Below are 17,409 nucleotides of genomic sequence, written 5' to 3' on the forward strand. Positions count from 1 at the left end.
CGGCTTTGTCTTGTGTTTTTTCCTGCACAGGGAGTAAATGAACGAGAACCTATGGGAAAATGAGGGGAATTGGAGTGGGAGTTACGGTAAGCGAAGCATTACAATTCGGCGGCCTTGCTTCTTGTAAAGTAGTCGCTGGAGAGAGCGGACTTGTCCGTACGATCGAGTCCATTACGGTCATGGAAGTGCCTGACGTCATTCAATGGCTGAATGGGAAAGTACTGCTTCTGACCAGTCTGTATTCTATTAAGGACGATGAAGAAGCAATTCGCATGCTGGTTCCACAATTAGCTGCGGCAGGGAGTACGGCTCTGGCTATTAAAACTCAAACCTACATGTCCGAAATCCCTCTAACTATTATCGAGGCAGGCAATCGACTGGGTTTTCCGATTATTGAGATACCAAGTGAAACTGCTTATTTGGATATTATGACACCACTGATGACGCTTATCCTAAAGAGATCTGACACTGGAAGCGAGCAGCTGGAAGCTTTCTTCCAATGGATAAAAGAACTAGCTCTGGGAGGTAAAGGGATTGCAGCCCTAATTGAGGCAGTAGAACAAATGACGGGTAATCTCATTACAGTGGGGTCCGAGATATCTGCGTTTGAGTGGTTCAAAGGAATGTCAGTCACACCTCTTTCACGCGTGCAACACAATGAATTAAAAGTCGCCAAGCGGCCTATTAGAATGATGCGTATGCTGAATGATACGTGGACACCTTGCATCATTTCTCCTTTGCTTTTAAATGATGAGCTATGGGGAGATGTCACTTGCTGGCAGACGTCAAGGGAGTTCAGGGAGCAGGATTTTCAAGTCATGGATCGGACCATGATGTTAATTGCAATGGAATTTCTTAAAGAGAAAACCAAGTTGGATCTAGAGCAAACATACAAAAATCATTTTTTGACGGAACTGCTTTTAAGCAAACGATTGGATCTCTCTGAAGTGCTGGAGAAAGGTAAAATGTTCGGTTGGGATTTTTCAAAAAGCTATCAGGTGGTCTGCTTTCATATACCGACTGAAGAAGGGGCTTCCGAACGTAAAGGCAGATTATTGCTAAAGCTGAATTCCTTGTTCTGCTTCGATACTTCGGATGCGATTGTGACTTACGTCAAAGAGCTGGTGGTTGTGCTTCTACCCAGGACCGATGTAAATAATTTCGAGTTCCCTTACGCGACGGACCCCGATAAAGAGGCAATAAGAAATAAAATGGATAAAATCCGCCATGAGTTAAGTAAAGAAGTTGACGATGACTTGATCCAAGTAGGGATTGGACGTTTTTATAAAGGGCTTGAAGGTATACATAAAGGCTATTCAGAAGCGGTTAAGGCTTTGAAGTTGGGAACACCTTGGACGAACCTCAGCTCTGTACATTTTGAAGACCTGGGTGTTTATCGGGTGTTGAATTCAGTACAGGATCAAGCGGAGCTTGCAGCCTTTCATTCAGAAACGATAGGCAAGCTTAAAACTTATGATACCGTTCATGAAGCGGAATTATTGACCACACTGAAGCATTTTTTTGAAAATGATGCATCTACAACTGATACGGCGAAAAATCTCTTCGTGCACATTAATACAATAAAATACCGGCTTAACAAAATCGAACAAGTAACAGGATACAGCGTTCATAATGCCGAACAGCGTTTGCTGCTCCATCTCGGACTGAAAATACACTTCATGCTGGAGGCTGAGAGGCAATAGCCAAACCGACGAAAGTCGGTTTTTTATTTTGTCTTTTTGTATATATTCATATGATCTTGTTCTCGATATGATGGCTGATAGTGTAAGACAAATGATGAGGAGGCTCATATCAAATGAACAAGCTGGAATTGGAAAAAGCGATTTACCATGCAGCGCAATTAACTGGCAGTTTCAAGTTAAGATCAGGTCAAGTATCCAACCATTATTTCGACAAGTTTCAATTCGAATCTGATCCGCGGCTATTGTCTGAAATCGCTCAAAATCTTAAGCATCTGGTGCCGAGCAACACCGAGATCATTGCAGGGATAGAAATGGGCGCTATTCCCATAGCGACGGCTTTATCACTAGCAACAGGTATTCCGGCTGTATTCGTAAGAAAACAAGCGAAGGCTTATGGAACCTGCAAACTAGCCGAGGGTGCAGACATATCAGGGAAACAGGTCTGTATTATTGAAGACATCGTCACGACGGGAGGGCAAATCATTCAAAGCGCAAGGGAGCTTGCGCGCTATGGGGCAATATTAAAGACAGTTCTTTGTGTAATCGAGAGAGATCCGCGAGGTAGGATCAATCTGGAAAATGAACATTTGGAACTGCTGTCGCTTTTTCATATGGATCATTCCATACCGCAACAATAATAGTCATTTAGTGACAACGGGATTCGAGCGTATTTTTAATAGATTGCTGATAGAATAAGAGCAAATAGATTCATAGGAGGACTGATGGGGATGCCGGAGCTGTATGGAGTGTATGCTGTAGCTGCTGGATTAATAGGCATTATGTTGATTCTATGTATCGATATCGTGAGAAAAAATAAGGAAATTCTCGAGTTGTTCACGAAAAAAGAGAGCAAGCCGCCTATAGCGGCAGTAAATCAGGATAAAGTGCCCGTCTATCCCCTCTATATCGATTGCTCTTCTGATCTAATTAAAAATCAAAATAGCTTTGAAATTCCTGATGATCATCCAATGACAGTAAAGCAAGGTGCCTGATTAAGCAAGTACACAAGCACATCTTGAATAATGTGAAAAAAAGCCCTGGCTTATAGCCAAGGGCTTTAGTGTTGTTAACAATTCGTTATTGCTTCCGTACGGTTACATCTGCATAAGCGCGTTTGTCGTTGAATGAGGAGAATATTAATGTGAATTTGGTTACGTTGCCTGTGATTTGTACGTTACCGGACTTATCGATTGCTACAGTGCCTACAGGTCCGTTCGCTGGATCTCCGGAAATATCTTCAGTGATGAAGTAAGTATTCAATGCAAAATTGTATTTAGCAATTTCGTTCTGTTCATATTCCGTTCCATAGTTATCGGTAACCTTCAAATCCATTTCCTCAAATGCGTTGAATTGACTGCTATAAACTCCGTTCGTAACAGTTGCGTAGGCAGTAATTGAAGTATCTCGAGCTTCTACTGATTGTGCAGTAAAAGCTTCATTCTTGACGTTCACAGGAATGGATATTTGCTTAACATCTCCGCTAATCGTCGTATAAGTTACAGATATCGTAGCTGTTCCGACTTTGTCTCCAAGAATATATCCCTTGTGATCGGATGACACCGCAACTTTGACAACGTTCGGATTGGATGAAGTTATAGTTTGAATAAGCCCAGGTGTTGATACTTCCTCACCAGAGGAATTGGTCACGGTAATTTCCACTTCTTTAGCGAACTTGCTCAAAGTAGGGTCTTCTGCATCGGCCTTCGTAGCAGAACCGTTAGTTCCTGTTGCTGAATTCGTCAATCCACTATCTATGACACTAGTTAATTCATAGGATTCGGGAGTAAAGTAAGTGTAATTACTTGTTGTCGAAGAAGTACCTGCGGTAAAGGTACCCGTTGCTGTCTTAACGGAGGAGCTGTCCAGACCGCCCAGCGTGACGGTATAACTACCGTTCGTCATTTTTACATCACCCGTTAATGTCAATGTAGCAGAATTGTTATCTGTTGACCATGTGGTGTTTGTTGAAATAACAGATCCCTCTTTACTAAGAGTTAAAGTCGCTTTCGAGGTATCTACTGCTTTGTCGAGTGTGACTTTAACCACTTGATCTCCTGATGCTTGAACAGAAGCTATGGAAACTTGCTTATTCTCTACTGATGGTGAAGTAGGGAGTGAGCCATAGGCACCTACAACAAGGTCTGCACGAGTTGCAACAGCATCCCCGGCTTTATCTGCCGGATGGATATTAGCATCTTTGGCTTGATTTACTGCATCTGCGAACCATGGAGTACCTGTTGTATTGACGGTTTTGCCCAAGCCTTTGAGGAAAACGGTATCCAATTGCCCAACCGTCACATTCTCACCAGGAGCGAAGGTTGTATCTGTCATTCCATCGATGAGTCCTGCCTTCTTAGCGGCTTCGATATAAGGGATAGCCCAGCCATTAGCGGGATCATCTGAATGAACATCTGTGAAGCTGGAGGTTTGAATGGTTGCATCTACTTTTAATCCGAACACAAGAGAGGCTACTTTTGCGAATTGAGCTCTGGTCATGTTTTGGGAAATGCCGAAGCTGTCCTCCGAGACGCCTTCAAAAATACCTTTGGCCAGTAGTGTATCTAATTTTGTTTTGAGTCCTGCTTCCACGTTAGTTAGATCTTTATAATCGGAAGTGGTTTTCGTTGTATTTGCCATTGCCGTCGAAGATAGCATAGTGAGAGCCACAGCAGCAGTGGTAATCAAGGTTAAGCTCTTTTTCATATAAGGTGATTCCTCCAATAAGAATAGTAAAAAGATTATCTACTAGTTTAAATGATACTATTAGTTTCGATCAAATGCCAACTCTTTTGGTGTGTGGTAAAATATAGAATTGATGTAAGTGAAGGAGGAGAACTTGAATCATATCGTATCATTATTTTGTAAAGATTGATAAACAATCGAGAGAGATGTTTAAGGATTCTCTCTCAAGAATTTGTGCTAAAACTTGGTTTAGTAGCATCAGCTATTTTTTATTGTTCAAAATTATTTACTAATAAGATATTCAAGAGATAATAAAAAATCAGTTTTGTGATATGGAAGAAGGGATGATGACTAAATGGAACAGTGGGAATATAAAACTATTAAGTTCTTTACAAAAGGTTTCTTCACAGGCGGCAAATTGGATTTAAATGAATTTGATGGAGAACTTAACACAATGGGTGCACAAGGATGGGAATTAATTTCTTGTTTCGATACTAGCCAGCACCAAGGCTCTTCAAAGGAAGTCATCTGTGTATTTAAACGAAAGAAATAAAGCCAATGTCAAACTCATGAGGAATAGGAACATGGCTGAGATAAACAATATCGCTGATGTATTTCACAATCTGCCAGAGTTACTAGTCAACAGATCAGAGGACTTTGATGAAGAATCGTTCTGGGATTATATGAGAAAGAGACTACCAGATAAATATGTTGCTGAAGTTTATATATAGAGGAGAGAATGATCTATTATGACATGGAAACTTGATAATGTGATTGAACTTCATAGAGAAGCACCCTACACTTTTTATCTTCCAAGTGAGCACATTATAGAACAACTTAAAGCAGGGGATTTGGTTAAGTTAATTTTTCTGTCTGATGTGCCCTTAGAAAATGGTTATGAAGGAGAAAGAATGTGGGTAGAAATTATTGAACGAACTGAATTAGACTTCCGCGGCAAGTTAGCGAATCAGCCTTTTTATCTTAAATCTTTACAGCATGGAGACAGCATTACTTTTAAATCCATACATATTTGCAACACCCAATTAGATGAACCATATTCAAAAGAGATGGCCTATTACTTTGATAATAAGGTAACAGTGAGTAATGACGTATTATTAAGGAATGAGTTCAACTTCATGTTGAGATTTGAACCAGATAATGAGAGCGACTTAGGATGGGTCTTCTTCAGTGGACATGAACAAGATGATTTTAATTCTGATTCTAATAATTTTCAATTCATTTCAGTAGGAAAGATGCTAAATATAGATGATTCAATTTTAGAGTTTCTTAGTGATACCATACCATGTGCCTATGAGAGAGATACAGATTCGAAAAAGTTACTCAAAATTGAAAATTATGATTTTAGTATTCATGAATAAAAATTTTATAAATGCATAAAAAAGATAATTTTAATGGGAGATGAAAAACTGATGGACTTGAAGAAAATTAATTCACTAACGAAATATCCAAGTATCCTTACTTATCATGAATTAGGTGAAAAAGGTCGCTTAACTAATGAATTATCCGAGTCAAAAGGATTTTCTGATTCCGAAGTTTTTGTTTACGAAAAAGTAGATGGTGAAAATTCAAGAATTATATTCTTTAAAAATAATCACAATGAAATCGATTATCTAATTGGTTCCAGAGAAGAATTACTGTATGCAAAGGGGGATAGGATTGGAAATCCTTACGGTAACATTGCAGAGTTCCTTAAGCCACTAGCTGAAAGAATAATTGCTGACATCATTTCCAAAGAAGATTGGGCGTTAACAGTAATTTATCAAGAATCTTATGGGGGGAAGACAAAAGCTGCTAAGAACTATACGGATAGTAAGACTCAAGGTTATCGTGTATTTGATGTGTTCTCTTTAGATCAGGATGAGTTGGTCAGGCTCCTTGAGTTACCACAAGAGAAAATTGCCGAGTGGCGAGACCATGGTAATCAACCTTTTTATGATGAAACTGAGAAAAAGAAATTTATTGACAAAATGGAATTAGAATTTGCTCCACTCTTAGAGACGATCAAAGCTTCGGATTTTCCAACTTCTCTAGAGAATACATTTTCCTTTTTAAAGCAGTTTGAGAGTACAAAAGTAGGAATCGATGCGAGTGGGAAGTCTGAAGGAATTATTGTTCGCACTTCTGACAGGAAGCAGATTAGAAAAATACGTTTTGAAGATTATGAAAGAACCTTAAGGAAATAAAGTAATGAAACAACCATTTCATTAGAACATATATTTCATTTACTGGGAGACTTCATATGCCATCCTGAAGAGGTAGGTCAAAGATACATTTAAAGAATGAGGTAATTTATGACTGACCAGATACCCGATTATTTTAGATATAACTTCGAGAATAATGATAATAAATATATCAAGAAAAATCACTATGAACTCGCAGCAATTGAGAATGAGTGGCCGTTTATTCCTGAAAGATTTGGTTTTCATCCAATTGATAGTTTTACAGCTAGTCACAGAGGTTTCTATTGTTTGTATGAAGTTGATGACCAACAACTACTTCTCAAGTCTTTCTTTGTTAATTTGGGCTGCTCGGTTAACAATCCTCCTAACTTGAACGGTGTTTCTGGAAAGAATAATAATGGAGTTTTCTGGGAGTATAATGAGGTGGACTTACCTATAGAGTATTCAGGAGGAATTATTCTATGTGATGAGTTAGTAGGTCAGGGCTATTTATTTAATGGTTATGATTGGACACATCATTTTCAATATGTTATCGAGTTACGGTTTGAAAACGGCCTTCTGAAAAGAAAAATAGATCATAGTGAAACAATGAAAGAGATTAGAGGTTTTACAGAATTAGATTTCAAAGATAAGGAAGATTTAGTAATTGATCATTTTTCAATATACTCAGGGAAATGGATTGATTATTACAAATAAAATGTACTTTTGTTGGGAGATTAATAATAGTGTTTATATTCGGAATTCTCTCAAGTGATAATCTTATTAAGATGATTGTAGCAGGTCTTCCTACATTAATGATAGCTATGATAGTCCCGTTTATAACTATTAAATTCTCATTAAGGCAGTTTTGGATTTCATACTATTAGAAATTATGAAGACTTCTATCGCCAAGAACTTGAGAAATCACTTCCAGATATGACAACTGATGAGCTTCATTCAATGTTTGATTCAATGGATTGAGATTCTGATAGCAAGCTCATGGTCTTTAAAGAGAATAAGAAAAGAGACTAGATGAAATCGAAGTTTTATTAGGAGAGTATTCCATGACAACATATAGAGAAATGGAACTTATTCAACGAGGAATTGAAGAAGGTGATTCTTCTTTGGTTGATGATGCTATTGTGGATAATTTTATTGGTTGGCTTCCTAGTTATAATTGCATTACTGCCGCAGAAGGATACTTTTCTTTTCTTTCGTCAATTGCTAAATACAAACCCAACCTAATTGAGCCATTGTTAAAGAAAGCAATAGAGCCAGTTTACTTTTTAGGTTACGATAATGCAGAGGGAGTTCTTAGTTGGGCGATTCAACTTGCCAATAATCCAAATGCTCACTATAAATCGTCTAACTTGGGGAAATTTTGGCTGCTGCAAGAATTACCTATATACAAAGATTTCATTGAGAAATGCCTCAGTGAATATATGGATGAATGAAATTGAGATTTCATAGAGAAAAGAACAATATGAATGCTATACATATAGCCTTATTTTAAAAAAGGTAATGAAAAGAAACAGCCTAAGCTGCTCTTTTCCTAAAATTACGACTCCAATTAAGCCCCTGTAAGCTTTAATCCGATCACTCCGACAATGACTAATCCGATAAAAAAGAGACGTTTAGGCGCTCTTGATTCTTGATAAAGCCATATACCGACTAGTGCTGCTCCGGCTGCCCCGATTCCTGTCCAGATGCTGTATGCAGTTCCAATAGGGATATGTACTAATGCCTTGGACAAGAAATATAAGCTTAACCCCATAGAAGGGATACAGGCTAAAGTCCAGTACAATCTGCGGAAGCCTTCTGATTTTTTTATCAATATGACGCCGATAATTTCCATGACGCCAGCTAAGAGCAAGTATATCCAAGACATTCAATCAATTCCTTTCATGTTCGCTCTTAGGTTTATCCGTCTCCGATACACTCATCTTGAGTCCCAAAAGCCCCGCTAGAAGCACAATGATAAAAAATATTCTCAACCCGTCTCGCGGCTCACCCAAAAACAGCATTCCCACGATAACCGTACCAGCCGCTCCAATTCCGGTGAAAACCGCATACGCTGTCCCAATAGGAAGCTGGGAAACTGATTTGGTGAACAAATAGAAGCTAACTACAATACATAGTATGGTTAACACTGATGGAATCAGTTCTGTAAAACTATGTGTATATTTTAGTCCCGTTGCCCAACCTACATCCATTAATCCCCCTAATACTACATAAATCCATGCCATTATTTTGTTATGCTCCTTTCTGCCTGATCATCTCGAGTTAATCTGTATGTACTACAATACTGTCTGAACGGTTCTATTTCAAATTTTTTTTGCGGACACTCGACAAATTAAGAAAAAGTACTCTATTAATGGGCATATTTACCTGATATATTAGTACATAAAGCGACAAGCAATCTAATGAATGAGGTATTTCCAATGAAACTACAGCCATTCAAGAAAGCCATCGTTTCTATTCTTATTATTGGAATCACAAGCTTTCCATCTATGAACGTCGAAGCCGCAATAAGTCCAAACGCTATCGTAGTGGCTTCTTCTCTCAACGTTCGCAGTAAGCCGGAGGTTCAATCATCCATTGTCGGATCTTTGAAGCAGAATACGGTTGTGGTCACTTCGGAGCAGAAATACGGATGGATCAAAATCAAAGCCGGAAGCACGACGGGTTGGGTAGCAGGTCAATATTTGCAAATGCTCACTGCGGAAAAGTCGGACAAGCCAGTACTAACAAGCTCGAATAATAAAGAAACGACGGTTACTCGAAGTTCTACGGTTTTAGCAGATTCGCTGCATATGCGCAAAGGCCCGGGAACTCAACATGACATCGTAAGCATCCTGTCCTCAGGTGCATCGCTTGCAGTACTGGATAGTAAGGAAGACTGGGTCCAGGTTCGAACGACTAAAGGAGAAACAGGCTGGGTGCTTGGGAAATATGTAGGGGCACAAAACAACGACTCTGTGAGCACATCCTCAACATCTAAAGGATTAAAAGGAAAAGTAATTGTCGTAGACCCTGGGCATGGCGGTAGTGATACCGGAACTCAAGGGAAGAAGTACGGCTCTAATGAAAAAACTCTGAATTTATCGACGTCCCAATATTTAGTGAATCAACTTCGGCAGGCAGGCGCACAAGTAACACTAACGAGATCTAGTGATAAAGAGAATCCGAATCTGTCAGCGAGGGTTGCGATAAGTGAACAGAAGCGGGCAGACGCCTTTGTCAGCATCCACTACAATTCGTCACCGAAAGCGAATAGCGGGACATTAACTTTTTTTTATTCGAATTCCAAGGACATGCCGTTAGCCAGAAAAATCGAATCCCAGCTGAATCGCTCGTTGGGACTGAAGAGCAATGGAATTTCGTATGGCAATTATCATGTGCTTAGAGAAAATGCGAGACCTTCCGTTCTCGTTGAGCTCGGTTTTTTATCCAATGCCAAGGATGAAGCGCTAGTAAGAAGCGATAGCTATCAAATTAAAGCAGCAGAAGCGATAGTGAATGGGTTAAGGGATTATTTTAGTGGATAGGAAATAATGCAATTAATAAGAGGTTGCTGCTTAGGCGGCAGCCTTTTTACGAGCATACTTTTCTAAATTACTCATTGCTATTCCCGAAAACAAACTACCTAAACAAGCTTACCTATGAAGATCTGCCCCTAAACTGAGGAGGGGTGCAGATCTTTTTAGTTTTTATAACAATGAATTCACCTAAATATATCAGAATCTCATTTGATGAAAGAGACTAGCAAGTTCGTCCAATCTCTGAAACTAGCGACCGCATAGAATGAGGTATCAATATAAAGGAGGTAACAAAATGAAGAAACAAGTGAAAGCAACGATTAGTAAGAAAGCAGTTGGTAGAAAAATCGTTCTTAATCCTAATAATGCCCGTGCTACTCAAAACCTTGGCAATGGTTTCCGCCGTACGGTATTTGGCGCTCGACTCATTCCTGCAAACAGCTTTCTGACAATTCGTTTCACTGCAGGTACTGGAAGAGTAGTCATTAATGCCGGCTGGACCATTACTGGCTTCGCTTCTGCTTGGCCAACAGACAGCTTTCCTTCCACAGATACGGTTTGGATTTTGATCATTGAGAACCCTACGAACGTTAATAGATTCGTTACTCCGTACCTGATCACCAAAACTCGCTAAGTTTCACTCAAACACGATATAAAAACGTAAATGTAACCCGGTACTTGAAAAGTACCGGGTTTTTTACTTAGTAAAACTATCGTTTGGTTATGGTACTGCTGCTCCTTACCTGAATGACTCTGATAGAAGCAAGCTCTCTTGCCGTCAATCGACGGGCAAAAGCTGGATTCCCGTTGGTATTTACGTTTCTTACTATTCCTGCTCCGCTTGGACGAGCTACGCGTGTCCTGAATCTTCTCATAAACCAATCCACTGGAAAGGCTATGGAGGTTAACCCATCTGCAGTACCTGCATAATTCACGGCGGAAGCAAAATTATTGTCTCGTCTAAGCCATACTGAGCCTGAATCCCCAGGTAAAGATACTGGACTGGTGCCGATGATAACGGATTGATTGCGGAACGTGATCACTCCCAGATTACCACCATAATCGACTTGAACGTCAGTATTAACCGAATCTACTCTTCCGAATCGCAATCCTGTGGTGCGACCCACCTTCTTGAATCGATCCCCAACTCTATAGGATGTTACATGACCTGGAACAACGCCGACGGTAGCATAACGAGGATTTAATATACTGTTACGGACAGGTAACGATAAAGCGGCATCAATAAAATTAGTAGCATTGCGCCTTAATAAAGCGTAACGTGATAGAAATCCGACCCGGTCCACACGAGGACGTCCATTATCAGCTCCTCCCGGTTGCAATGTTTCAGCACGCACATTAGTATTCAGCGGGTTGGTTAGAACGTGAGTATTACTGAAGATGTAGCGTTGATTTGCACCTGGGAAATTGGTGGCGATCAAGCCTACTGTGCCTGATCCTGCTGACGTACCGATACTATAGCCAGCAGGCACCGGACGAATACGCCCCCGATAGTTAGCGTGGGAACGAATTTTCCCTGTCTTTACCACACGTATCGGAACGTTTACCGACTTGCCTTTAACACTTATGGAAACGGTTGAAGCGATCCCAAGAGCCACTGCAGATAACGCATCGGCATAAATAATGACGGCGGCTCCCTTTTTTGGACGCTGGGGATCGTGATAGCCTACACCAATACCTTGAACTTTGGAGTGCTTCAAGATGGACGGTGCCATTCGCTCCTTCATGGCGTAAGCTTCAGCAAATGTAGCCAAATTCATCACCTATTTCTCCTAGAATACGATAGTGTATTATCGCTTTGGAGAAAGTGCTTGTGTCATTTACCTCTATGTAGGTTAGTTCAAGGTCAGATTTATAATCATAATGGATGTCCGGTCAGTCAAAAGCAGGGGGATTCGGCTGTTCAGCCTCAAAAAAGATTTAATTCGACAAAATCTTACATTTGTATTGTTTTCTTGCTATAATAAAGGTTGAGTTTGAGCGGGGTGGTCCAACGAAAATGAGATTTTATAAAAATATTCCTTTAAAAACATCCTTAGTGTTCATTATCATCTTGATATTACTTAACACTTCCTATTATCAGCACTATAAAACGTTGCTAGAAGATAATCAAAAAGAAAAAATGGCAATCTTATATAACAGTATTAAAACCAATATGGAACAAACCGCTGCAGGTGAGCAGTTTGTGGAGGACATGATCGGTGAAAATCTTCGGATGGCTGCTATAGCTATCAAGAAGAGCATTAACCCGGATATTAATAATATCGATAATCAGGACTTAGTCGAGTTGAAAAAGAGTATTGGTGTCGATGAGATTACTCTTTTTACTCAAACCGAAGATGATATCGTCGGGACAAAATCATCAGATCCCAAAGATCTCAATGTAAGCTCTAAAGGTTGGGATCATTATTTTACAGCGTTCAAGCAACTGTTTGCTCGACAGCCTGTTGATGTGGGTATAGGACAATCGCTTGCTAACTATTGGAGCGGCCCGAGAGATACCGCTACGACAAGTCAAACCGATATTAATAAGTGGGGATATTACTACGACGGTACTACGAACTATATTATTAATCCGTTTGTCCATGATACTAACTTTCGTAAATATCAGCAGGCCATAGGGATCGAAGATACGATTCGTCGATTAATGAAGGATAATCCTCACACAGCATTGGAAGTATCGGTTTTGAATACGGATAAGCTCCTTGAACATACGCTGCCTGAAAATTTTCCAACACCAAGTAACTGGTTCTCCGCGAGGGAAATATATTTTGGGTCTTATGATTATCGGGATCCTCATGAGAAGCAGTACGCACAATTGGCTTTGACTAAGGATACAACCATTTATTATGTTACCGAATCTAACGGGAAATCCGTGATGAAAAGCTTCACCCCAATACATAATTCTTATTTAAAGTACAATGCTTTCAGCTCGCCACCTTTGATAGCTATTACTTCCGACTATACGGAAATTAATAACATTCTTCATCGACACCTAATGCAAATAATATGGTTTATGAGTGTTTGTACTTTACTGGTATTGGCCATTATGGGTACTATCCTATGGATTTTCAAAAGAAATAAGGAGCGTGCCCTTCAAGATGTTCAAGAAGCATATGTAGGGAACATTGAAACTTTATTTCAATCGGTGCGGGAGCAGCGGCATGATTTTATCAATCATATACAAACCATTCATGGATTTCTGGCACTCAAGAACTATGATGAATTGAAAAAGTACACGAATACCTTGGTCGGTGAAATTAGGGTAGTTAACGAGCTGGTCAATCTTAAGGATCCTGCGCTTATCGCGCTAATCCAGGCCAAGTACGCTCAAGCTGAATCCTTGCACATCCAGTTTGAATACGATTTTGAACATATGGAGCTGTTAAAGACGAGTCCGATCAAGTCAACCGATGTTGTGAAGATGCTAAGCAATTTAATTGATAATGCTTTTGACGCTACATTGGATTTGGAAGCTGGGAACCGTACTGTTACCGTGAGAGGGACAATCGTTAACAACCAGCTTCATTTTTTAGTACGCAATACAGGTCATGTCATTCCGCTTGAAATTCGCGGTCAAATCTTTGAATCGGGCTACTCCTCGAAAGTAACCGGTAAAAATTCCGGCTTAGGTCTTCATATCGTGAAACAGCTGTTGATCCGATATAAAGGTTCGATTCAATTAAAAAGCGAGGAGAGTTTTACTGAGTTCCTCATTTCGATACCTTTGAGCTCGACCCTATAAACAGGAGGTTACTGAACCATGCAAACAATCAAATGGGGTGTGCTAGGTTATGCCCGTATTGCCAAAAACTCCGTTATACCAGCTATTATAAAATCGGACAATAGTACACTATATGCCGTAGCTACCGGGAGCCAAGAAAAACAACAGGAATGCAGGGAGCTTTTCCAATGTCCTCATTTGTACTCGCAATATGATGAGTTGTTGGATGATCCTGAAATCCAAGCGGTGTACGTTCCGCTACCAAATTCACTGCATAAGGAATGGGCAATAAAAGCTATGGAGAAAGGCAAGCACGTATTGTGTGAGAAGCCTATCGCTCTAAATGCATCTGAGTGTGAAGAGATGATCCGTATTGCAGAAAAGAACGGCGTTTTACTTATGGAAGCTTTCATGTATAGATACACGGATAGAACGAAGAAAGTCAAAGCTATTGTGGAGAGCGGAGAAATCGGAGAGGTTCGCTATATTCAATCCACCTTCCGTTTCCTACTGGACCGGCCTAATACTATCAAAGTTCAGCCAGAGCTCGGCGGCGGTTCCTTATATGATGTCGGTTCCTACCCGGTAAATTTTGTAGGGATGATTATGAACCAGGTTCCTGAATCGTGCGTTTCAGAGTGTGTTAAGGAAAATGGAGTCGATGTGATGTTCTCAGCACTATTAAAGTATTCTAACGGAGCTATTGCCAGCATTAGCTGTGGATTTAATGCATTCAATCAAATGAACTCTGAGATTGTCGGTACAAAAGGACGAATTGAAGTACCGGATACGTTCCTTGGAACAGAGGGCTCTATTCGAGTTATAACAACGGAGGGTATCCGTCAAGTACAGACTCAAGAATCGGACCGTTACACATTAGAGGTATCTGATTTTGCCGATGCAATTCTGAATAATCGTCAACCGTTGATTGGGCTGGAGGAAACGCACCGGAATATGCAGGTGATTGATTTATTGATTAAAAGTATGTAGAGGATTTGGAGTGAAAACTCCGGTAGACTCGGGTTTCTCACAGAACTGTGCTCATTAGCACAGTTCTTTTTTTGTTAGATAGTTAGGGAGCGGGTCATATAATCTGATCGTATAGGAGCAGAGGAGTAGTCTTTTCTCGTTGATAAAATATGGTATATTATGGTATGGTTTGACTGGTTCAGATATAGCTAGATTAAGACTTTATTCTAAAAGGAGGTTACAGCATGGATTATGAAAAAATATATTTGATAACCGATATAGATGGGTTTACTCCACAAATTGCTAGAATAGTATCGATGATGAATTATGCTAGGCTCACCACCTTGAACACCGTCAAAGGCCTAAGTATGGAACAATTAGATTATGTACATGATTCAAATAGCAACACGATTGGAGCGCTGTTGTTGCATCTAGCGGCTGTCGAACTAGGATATCAGCTAGACACATTCCATAAAAGGAAGCCTAATGCAGAGGAAACGAAAAAATGGAAACCTGCCTACGAGCTTGGGGATTTAGGACGTAAAGAAATTCATGGGCATCCGTTAGACTATTATATTGACGAATTGAACCAAATGAGGCAAACGACACTGGAAGAGTTTAAACAGCGTGATGATGATTGGTTGTACGAAGAAAGCCCATTTTGGGGAGGCAAACCCGCCAATCATTATTTTATGTGGTTCCATGTGTTTGAGGATGAAATCAATCATCGAGGACAAATGAGATGGTTGCGCAAGAGACTGCCGGCTATCGGTTGATACCTTTTCCGACGATCCAGCAATATGGTTACCGACACATGTTAATTGAAAATGAGGTTTTAACTATTTTGGGGGACAAGGCTAAAGAATGGATAAAAACACTAAAGAAGCAAGGCTTCAAAACGGAACCAGCATTTGGACGATTATTAGGGCTGGAGGGTAATTACTACGAACAACTACTTGACTTTGAAACTTGGGATAAAGATCAATTAGAACGTCATTTGAGCACTATTTCATTAGAGGGATTGTGATTTAACGATATTTGGTGAGTTAATAAGGAACAACTCTATAAAGGCATACAGGCTCCGTATGCTCTTTTTTGTAATCTTCTTATTTATCCGTTGGTAATAAGAAGGATAATTTAACGTGTTAATACAAAATATAACAGGGTAATAAGAGGCAAGGGAAGGAATTCCTGTATGATCGAATTCGGGAGGATGCATGAATGAATCAATCTGATGAGCGTGCAATGACACGTAAAATTACGGCTAACATCTTCAAAGGCTCGGTAGGAAATCTCATCGAATGGTATGATTGGTACGTCTATGCTGCGTTCGCTGTTTATTTCTCAGCAGAGTTCTTCCCGAAGGGAAATGCGACAAGCCAACTGTTGAATACAGCTGCAATATTTGCTGTCGGGTTTTTGATGCGCCCTATTGGCAGCCTCGTGTTGGGTCGCTATGCGGATCGTTATGGCCGGCGCGCAGCGTTGACGCTATCCATCTCTATCATGGCAGGTGGTTCCTTGATTATTGCATTCACTCCTAGTTACAGCACAATTGGTATTATGGCGCCCATAATCCTTGTTCTGGCACGTCTACTCCAAGGACTTTCTCTCGGAGGGGAGTATGGTACCTCGGCAACGTACTTATCCGAGATGGCGAGCAGTGGCAAACGCGGATTTTATTCGAGCTTTCAGTATGTCACACTAATTGCAGGACAACTGATAGCGTTGGGTGTGCAAATTATTCTACAACAAATGCTTGACGAGCCCGAGATGAAAGCTTGGGGCTGGAGAATTCCCTTCGTAATCGGAGCATTTGGAGCATTAGCCGTACTATGGCTGCGCCGCACGATGGACGAATCGGAGCAATTCTCCAAAATGGATTCTGAGAGCCGCAAGAAAGCCGGTACGATACGTGCTCTGATGAAGCATCCCAAAGCTGTAATGACCGTTGTCGGACTGACGCTCGGGGGAACGGTTGCTTTCTATACGTACACCACCTATTTGCAAAAATTTATGGTTAATACGGTAGGGATTAATAAAGAGGTAGTTAGCTGGATTAACTTTATTGCACTGCTAGTATTTGTTATACTCCAACCGCTTGCAGGTTCTTTGTCTGACCGAATCGGGCGACGTCCTTTACTGCTATGCTTCGGAATTTTTGGAACGCTGTTAACCATACCGCTGTTTATGATCATGGAGCATACACAGAACCCCATCGGAGCATTCGTCCTGATGTTGATCGGACTCATCATAGTCACGGGCTACACATCCATCAATGCCATTGTAAAAGCGGAGCTGTTCCCAACGGAAATCCGTGCTTTGGGAGTAGGCTTCCCGTATGGACTCACCGTCGCAATATTCGGTGGAACAGCAGAGTTCATCGCCCTATGGTTTAAGTCCATCGGAACTGAATCGCTTTATTACTATTATGTCGCGGCTTGCATACTCGTGAGCTTAATCGTGTACTGGCGGATGGGTGAGTCTTCCAAAGTATCCTATATAGAAAACGAACACGAAGCTCAAAAAACTAACAAGCTGTAAGTAAAAGTTGAACTCGGTAACGGCAGACCGATTGCGGTCTGCTTTTTTTT

19 protein-coding genes are annotated in these 17,409 nt (G+C 40.5%); 15 read left to right on the forward strand and 4 right to left on the reverse strand.

The features are described from left to right. Positions 1-74: 74 nt before the first annotated feature. The 3 genes from BP97_RS0131930 (at position 75) to BP97_RS0131940 (ending at position 2,695) form a co-directional block, all read left to right on the forward strand. Entirely contained in the window at positions 75-1,703 is a 1,629-nt protein-coding gene (locus BP97_RS0131930; protein ID WP_028552707.1) for a PucR family transcriptional regulator, read from the forward strand. 113 nt (positions 1,704-1,816) lie between these two features. Continuing rightward, positions 1,817-2,341, forward strand: a complete 525-nt coding sequence (pyrE, locus tag BP97_RS0131935) for an orotate phosphoribosyltransferase (protein WP_028552708.1) — start codon at positions 1,817-1,819, stop codon at positions 2,339-2,341. Positions 2,342-2,431: 90 nt separating this feature from the next. Next, positions 2,432-2,695 (forward strand): hypothetical protein, encoded by a 264-nt coding sequence (locus BP97_RS0131940; RefSeq protein ID WP_028552709.1) that lies wholly within the window; start codon positions 2,432-2,434, stop codon positions 2,693-2,695. Between the two features lie 85 nt (positions 2,696-2,780). Here the strand turns inward: BP97_RS0131940 and BP97_RS39280 are convergent, their stop codons facing one another. Next, positions 2,781-4,406: an S-layer homology domain-containing protein gene (locus BP97_RS39280; protein WP_028552710.1), complete on the reverse strand. Its 1,626-nt coding sequence runs from the start codon at positions 4,404-4,406 to the stop codon at positions 2,781-2,783. A gap of 334 nt (positions 4,407-4,740) precedes the next feature. Here BP97_RS39280 and BP97_RS0131950 point away from each other — a divergent pair, with 334 nt between their 5' ends. The 5 genes from BP97_RS0131950 (at position 4,741) to BP97_RS0131975 (ending at position 8,019) form a co-directional block, all read left to right on the forward strand. Next, positions 4,741-4,938, forward strand: coding sequence for a DUF4177 domain-containing protein (locus tag BP97_RS0131950; protein ID WP_028552711.1), 198 nt, complete (start codon positions 4,741-4,743; stop codon positions 4,936-4,938). Between the two features lie 196 nt (positions 4,939-5,134). Beyond that, complete coding sequence (locus tag BP97_RS0131960; protein ID WP_028552713.1) at positions 5,135-5,764, forward strand: immunity protein Imm33 domain-containing protein; 630 nt, start codon at positions 5,135-5,137, stop codon at positions 5,762-5,764. A 51-nt stretch (positions 5,765-5,815) separates the two neighbouring features. Next, entirely contained in the window at positions 5,816-6,589 is a 774-nt protein-coding gene (locus tag BP97_RS0131965) for an RNA ligase family protein (protein ID WP_028552714.1), read from the forward strand. Positions 6,590-6,697: 108 nt separating this feature from the next. Next, on the forward strand, positions 6,698-7,282 hold the full coding sequence (locus tag BP97_RS0131970; protein WP_028552715.1) for a hypothetical protein: 585 nt from the start codon (positions 6,698-6,700) through the stop codon (positions 7,280-7,282). Positions 7,283-7,629: 347 nt separating this feature from the next. Continuing rightward, a complete protein-coding gene (locus BP97_RS0131975; RefSeq protein ID WP_028552716.1) occupies positions 7,630-8,019 on the forward strand; it encodes a hypothetical protein in 390 nt (129 codons plus the stop codon). 116 nt (positions 8,020-8,135) lie between these two features. On the opposite strand, the gene BP97_RS0131980 is transcribed toward BP97_RS0131975, so the two are convergent. Both BP97_RS0131980 and BP97_RS0131985 read right to left on the reverse strand, forming a co-directional pair. Then, the gene (locus tag BP97_RS0131980) at positions 8,136-8,453 is read right to left on the reverse strand and encodes a DMT family transporter (RefSeq protein WP_028552717.1); all 318 of its coding nucleotides are present in this window, start codon (positions 8,451-8,453) and stop codon (positions 8,136-8,138) included. Positions 8,454-8,457: 4 nt separating this feature from the next. Continuing rightward, a complete protein-coding gene (locus BP97_RS0131985) occupies positions 8,458-8,811 on the reverse strand; it encodes a DMT family transporter (protein WP_028552718.1) in 354 nt (117 codons plus the stop codon). 195 nt (positions 8,812-9,006) lie between these two features. Here BP97_RS0131985 and BP97_RS0131990 point away from each other — a divergent pair, with 195 nt between their 5' ends. Together BP97_RS0131990 and BP97_RS0131995 are read left to right on the forward strand one after the other, a co-directional pair. After that, on the forward strand, positions 9,007-10,113 hold the full coding sequence (locus BP97_RS0131990; RefSeq protein ID WP_028552719.1) for an N-acetylmuramoyl-L-alanine amidase family protein: 1,107 nt from the start codon (positions 9,007-9,009) through the stop codon (positions 10,111-10,113). 286 nt (positions 10,114-10,399) lie between these two features. Continuing rightward, positions 10,400-10,738, forward strand: coding sequence for a hypothetical protein (locus BP97_RS0131995; protein ID WP_028552720.1), 339 nt, complete (start codon positions 10,400-10,402; stop codon positions 10,736-10,738). A gap of 76 nt (positions 10,739-10,814) precedes the next feature. Here BP97_RS0131995 and BP97_RS0132000 read toward each other — a convergent pair whose 3' ends face one another. Next, positions 10,815-11,882 carry a chymotrypsin family serine protease gene (locus BP97_RS0132000; protein WP_036746917.1) on the reverse strand — a complete coding sequence of 356 codons (1,068 nt, stop codon included), beginning with the start codon at positions 11,880-11,882 and terminating at the stop codon, positions 10,815-10,817. Positions 11,883-12,121: 239 nt separating this feature from the next. On the opposite strand from BP97_RS0132000, the gene BP97_RS0132005 reads away from it, so the two are divergent. The 5 genes from BP97_RS0132005 (at position 12,122) to BP97_RS0132025 (ending at position 17,359) form a co-directional block, all read left to right on the forward strand. Beyond that, on the forward strand, positions 12,122-13,867 hold the full coding sequence (locus BP97_RS0132005) for a sensor histidine kinase (RefSeq protein ID WP_028552722.1): 1,746 nt from the start codon (positions 12,122-12,124) through the stop codon (positions 13,865-13,867). 18 nt (positions 13,868-13,885) lie between these two features. Further along, positions 13,886-14,836 carry a Gfo/Idh/MocA family protein gene (locus BP97_RS0132010; RefSeq protein WP_028552723.1) on the forward strand — a complete coding sequence of 317 codons (951 nt, stop codon included), beginning with the start codon at positions 13,886-13,888 and terminating at the stop codon, positions 14,834-14,836. Between the two features lie 224 nt (positions 14,837-15,060). After that, positions 15,061-15,591 carry a DinB family protein gene (locus BP97_RS0132015; RefSeq protein WP_036746918.1) on the forward strand — a complete coding sequence of 177 codons (531 nt, stop codon included), beginning with the start codon at positions 15,061-15,063 and terminating at the stop codon, positions 15,589-15,591. Then, complete coding sequence (locus tag BP97_RS0132020; RefSeq protein ID WP_081824461.1) at positions 15,558-15,842, forward strand: DUF4269 domain-containing protein; 285 nt, start codon at positions 15,558-15,560, stop codon at positions 15,840-15,842. The genes BP97_RS0132015 and BP97_RS0132020 overlap by 34 nt, the downstream gene beginning before the upstream one ends. Positions 15,843-16,036: 194 nt before the next feature. Next, on the forward strand, positions 16,037-17,359 hold the full coding sequence (locus tag BP97_RS0132025) for an MFS transporter (RefSeq protein WP_028552726.1): 1,323 nt from the start codon (positions 16,037-16,039) through the stop codon (positions 17,357-17,359). The last annotated feature ends 50 nt before the right edge of the window (positions 17,360-17,409 follow it).

The sequence above is a fragment of the Paenibacillus sp. UNC451MF genome (genome assembly GCF_000686845.1).
Lineage (GTDB): Bacteria > Bacillota > Bacilli > Paenibacillales > NBRC-103111 > Paenibacillus_S.